Source organism: Oleiphilus sp. HI0067, from assembly GCF_001635735.1.
This window is the reverse complement of record NZ_LWFI01000876.1, coordinates 1-4,996: the sequence shown is the minus strand read 5'-3', so window position 1 is coordinate 4,996 and position 4,996 is coordinate 1. Positions and strand designations below refer to the sequence as shown.

General features: G+C 45.9%; 3 protein-coding genes and 1 pseudogene. 3 read left to right on the top strand and 1 reads right to left on the bottom strand.

What is annotated here, in order from left to right:
• Window positions 1-865: pseudogene (locus A3739_RS09665) on the bottom strand (flagellin); the annotation flags it as partial.
• A gap of 380 nt (window positions 866-1,245) precedes the next feature.
• Between A3739_RS09665 and A3739_RS09660 the strand changes: the two are divergent.
• The 3 genes from A3739_RS09660 to fliD all read left to right on the top strand — a co-directional run.
• Complete coding sequence (locus A3739_RS09660; RefSeq protein WP_068482113.1) at window positions 1,246-3,339, top strand: flagellin; 2,094 nt, start codon at window positions 1,246-1,248, stop codon at window positions 3,337-3,339.
• Between the two features lie 85 nt (window positions 3,340-3,424).
• Entirely contained in the window at window positions 3,425-3,802 is a 378-nt protein-coding gene (locus tag A3739_RS09655; RefSeq protein WP_068482116.1) for a flagellar protein FlaG, read from the top strand.
• Window positions 3,803-3,909: 107 nt separating this feature from the next.
• The coding region (gene fliD / locus A3739_RS09650) for a flagellar filament capping protein FliD (RefSeq protein WP_156502516.1) at window positions 3,910-4,996 on the top strand (1,087 nt) is incomplete at its 3' end.

The window sequence follows — 4,996 nt, the reverse complement described above, 5'->3', positions numbered from 1 at the left end:
CGGCGACAGATGTTAGGTTTACTGTTTCACTAAGGTTGGCACGTGTTTCAACGTCAATGGTAATACCATTGATAACAATGTTTCCTGTCACGTTAGCAGAGGTGAAAGAGTTACCGTCGACAAATGTACCTTGAATCGAGGCTGATACACCCGTTTGCTCAGAAACAGAGTTAATTGCGGCTGCTTTTGCTATTGCAGATAAATCGTTGTTAGAGCTGGAAAACGCGTCGTCAACGCCTGATGATGCACCAATAGCTATGCCGTTGATGACGAGATCACCTGCCGCGAGGGCAGCTACAGGCGGCGTTGAAGCGGTGCTGCCCGGCGAGGATGAAATGCCATCAGTAGGTGAAACACCTAGTTGAGTAACATCTGTACCTTCAATACCGAAGCTTACATCTTCACCTTCATTTGCGCCGATTTGGAATGTAACATCGGTGAAGGATCCGTCTAGTAACTTGGTGCCGTTAAATGTTGTTTGGTCAGCAACACGTTCGATCTCAGTAATAAGCTGCTGAACTTCTTCATTCAAAGCTTCACGGTCTTGCTTGCTGTTCGTTGCGTTAGAGGCTTGTAGTGCCAAATCACGGATACGAAGTAGGTTGTCAGTCATCGAGCCGAGCGCGCCTTCAGCAACCTGAGCGAGTGACACACCGTCGCTGGCGTTTCGGATCGCGACTTTTAAGCCTTGGACTTGCGCGCTGAAGCGGGTAGAAATTGCAAGACCTGCTGCATCGTCTTTTGCGCTGTTAATACGCAAGCCTGAAGATAAGCGTTGCAGGGCTGTTTGGTTTTCGCTCTGAGACTTATCTAGGTTTCTTTGCGCGTTGATAGACGCAAGATTGGTATTAATTATTTGTGGCATGGTCTTCCCCTTCAGCCATACATGCGTGCAAATTCAAAAAATATTTTGGCGTGTTTGTAACGAATCGCCGATTGATTACTGTTCAGCGAATTCTGTGCCATGTTTGGTTTTTACTTTTATTAAATATTATAAATCAATGACTTATAGGGTTTTTTGTTTGAGGTTAAAATATGGGTGGGTTTTGATATGCCAAAAATCGGACACCGCTTGCCGCTTTTATTACAGACCTTAACACTCCGTAACAATATAGTTGCCGTTTCTTTTAAAGTTTATTTCCCGAGTGCCGTTAAGGTTTGCAACGAGTTCGACTTACAAGACATAGTTCTGTTGGTCAGAACTATGGTGTCGAACAGCAGATTGCTCAATTCAGGAGAGACGATATGCCACAAATAATTAATACTAACATCGCATCCTTAAACGCTCAGCGTAACTTGGATAGCTCTCAGTCAGCACAGGAAACAGCGTTGCAGCGTTTGTCTTCTGGTCTTCGTATTAACAGTGCAAAAGATGATGCAGCTGGCATCGCGATTGCTAACCGTATTGACGCTCAGGTTCGTGGTTTGAGCGTAGCATCACGAAATGCGGGTGACGGTGTCTCGCTTGCACAGATCGCTGAAGGTTCTATTGAATCGATTTCTACAAGTTTGCAGCGTTTACGTGAGCTTTCGGTTCAGTCTTCGAACGCTTCGAACGGTGATTCAGAGCGAGTTGCTTTGAATCAAGAAGCGCAGCAGTTGATTTCAGAAATTGAGCGAACTGCAGGTTCTGCAACATTTAACGGCGTAAATCTGCTAGACGGTTCTTTCCAAGGCAAATCTTTCCAAGTTGGCGCAAACGTTGGTGATGAGGTAACGGTTAGCCTAGGGTCTGTTGACACATCTTCACTTGGTTCAGCAGCCTCTTCTGGTGTGTCTAGTAACTCTAGCAAGGCAGCGATCGCAGCGAACGCCACAGGTGCCGCCCTTCGTGAGCTTGTTGCCGGCGATTTGGTAATCAATGGAGTGTCAGTTGGTGCATCATCTGGTGGTTCTGACACAGCATCAGCACTACTTAAGAGCTCAAGTGCAATTTCAAAAGCTGCTGCAATCAATGCAGTAAGTGACCAGACTGGTGTTGTAGCAACGGCGAATGCTAACACAGTAGAAGGTACTTCAGTAACGTCTGCATCTGGTACTACTGCGGGCACGCGTGTCGTAACTATTAATGGTGTTCAGCTGTCCTTGGTTGTTGCGGCATCAGGTGCGAACAACGCTACAGCTACTCAAACAGAACTTGGTAAAGTAGCTGATCAAATTAATTCTCGCCAAGACGCAACCGGCGTTACCGCAGCGGTCGTTGAAACTGACGACGGTTTCCGCGTTGATTTGACGGCTGAAGATGGTCGTAACATCTCGTTATTAGATGGTACGGCTGGTGACGCTGCTGCTGCAGGTTTACGTGCGGGTGCTGCAACTAACGCAAACGTCTACGTTGGTAATGTTACTTTATCAAGCACTGACGGCTCGGATATCACTCTTAGTTCAACAACAGGCAATATCGATAATGCCGGTTTTGAAACTGGTACATTCTCTGGTAACACTGCTTCAGTAGTTGGTGATAACTCTTCAGATGCCAGCCGTGCTGCGTTGGTTTCCGGTGACCTAACTATCAACGGTGCTAACGTTGGCGCTACCTTCGCAAGCGACGATACAGCTTCTACTGGTAGTCAGTCTGCTAGTGGTATCGCTTTAGCTGCAGCTATCAACCGCATTTCTGATACAACAGGTGTTTCAGCAACGGCTAACCAAAATACGGTCAACTCTGCTGCAGTATCGGCCGGTGCAGTCGCAGGTCTTACGATCAATGGCGCTACAATTAACGCTGGTGCGGGCAGCTCTTTAAGTGAACAGGTTACTAATGTCGTTGAAGCGATCAACCAAGCCTCTGGTCAAACAGGTGTTCGTGCTGAGGTTCTCGATGGTGACCAGTTAACTCTTGTTGCTGATGATGGTCGCAACATTGTCGTTGGTGGTACGGTAACAAACACTGGCCTTACAGCTGATACCTATGTAGCTGGCGTAACTTTAACTGGCGGTGGCGAAATTAACCTAGGTAGTGAAACTGGTGACATCGAAAGTTCTGGTCTGAACATTGGCTCTTACGGTGCGACAGAATCTGGTACGCTCCTTAAAGATGTGGATATTTCTACAGCTGATGGTGCTAAAGCAGCGATTGCCGCAGTGGATAATGCAATTAACACTGTGAACGCAGAGCGGGCGAAACTTGGTTCGATTCAGACGCGTTTTGAAAACGTTATCTCTGCTAACGCGATTGCGATTGAAAACTTCTCTGCATCATCAAGTCGAATTAAAGATGCGGATTTCGCAGCAGAAACGGCTGCGCTTTCAAGAGCGCAGGTTCTTCAGCAGGCCGGTATTTCAGTATTGGCTCAGGCTAATGCTCGGCCTCAGCAGGTTCTTTCACTTCTTCAGTAATAAGAAGCTAAGGACTTTTTGATCTTAGTGGCAGAAATCATTGTGCCACTAAGGTTAAACTTAAGCTAAGGATAAGGGTGCAATTATGAATGACGTTAAACTCGTAAACACTGAGTTCGCTTTGAGGCAGGGAGCTTCAGAGGTAACGCTTCCTGCAAAAACGACTGCAGGGGATTCAGCACCAAATCGTCAAGCGGATGAGATCGCTTCTGAACTAACTGATGTTGCCGAGCAGGGTGCAGAGCAAGTAGAGCAAGCGGTCGCGAATCTAAATGAATATGTTCAATCGGTACAGCGAGATTTGCAGTTTCGATTGGATGACACGTCAGGAAAAACAGTGATAACTGTTTATGATCGGAGTACTGAAGAGGTAGTTCGACAAATTCCAGATGATGTCGCTATTCGTTTGGCTCGAGATTTGCAGCAGGATGAACCGATAAGTTTATTTAAAGCAAAAGTTTAGATAAACCGGCAATCCGGTGCTGAATATGTAAGGGCAAAAGGTAAACTTTTGCCCTTTTTTGTCCTAGGCTAGTCTCGCTAGGGTAAATTATTTAAAAGGTAGTAATTATGGCTAACGTATCATCTGTAGGTATTGGTTCTGGCGTTTTGACCAGTGATCTTATCGATCAGTTAGTCTCTGCTGAAAGAACGCCTACAGAGAATCGCTTAAATTCACGAGAAGAATCCGTCACGGCTGAGCTGTCTTTATTCGCTCAGATACAATCTGCAGTGACAGATATCCGTCTTCCTGCTCGGAATCTAGCTAACCCCGATACATTTAATGAATTGACCGTCAATACAGGTAGTTCTGCCTTTACGGCAAGTACAAATTCTAAAGCGATTGCAGGTAACTATACGCTTGAAGTTACTAGTCTCGCTAAATCACAATCTTTGAGTTCTGGAACTTTCGCCGACTCCGATACAACGCAAGTAGGAGAGGGCACACTAGCCTTCACTATTGATGGTGTGACAACAAATCTCGCGATCAATTCGTCGAATAATACCTTGGATGGTATCGCGTCAGCGATTAATGAAGAGTCTGCGTTGGGAGCGAGCGCAACGGTTATTAACAATGGTTCTGGCTATCAGCTTGTTATCACGAGCAGTGAAACAGGTGTTGCGAAGGCTATAGAAATTAACGTTACTGATTCGGACGGTAATAACATTGATGGGACAGGGCTGTCGCAGCTTTCCTATACCACAGGGGCACAAAACCTAATTCAGAATCAGGCAGCAACTGATGCGTCGTTTAACTTCAACGGCATTGCTATTACGCGTACCTCGAATACCGTTGATGATCTTGTTGAAGGTTTGACAATCGAACTCAAAGGTACAAACACAGGCTCACCGGCAAGTCTTACTGTTGAGCGCGATGACGATGTGGTTGTCGAGAAAGTTCAAGAGTTTGTAGATAAATATAATGCCTTGCGAGCGTTGATTGTTGAAAACTCACAGATTGATCCAAGTAATCCTGCGGCAGCCGGCCTATTGGTTGGTGATACAGCTACGCGCTCAATTTCCAATCAAATCCGAAATATCTTAGGTAGAACAATCGAAGGTTTGGGTAATGATCCTGTACGGGGCCTTGCTGAGCTTGGTATCTCTACCAATAATGACACTGGAAACCTTCAGTTTAATGAGGCTGAATTCCGCG

Bases quoted from the DNA above. Each gene is read 5' to 3' on its own strand.
- A3739_RS09660 (WP_068482113.1), top strand. From the start codon at position 1,246: ATGCCACAAATAATTAATACTAACATCGCATCCTTAAACGCTCAGCGT.
- A3739_RS09655 (WP_068482116.1), top strand. From the start codon at position 3,425: ATGAATGACGTTAAACTCGTAAACACTGAGTTCGCTTTGAGGCAGGGA.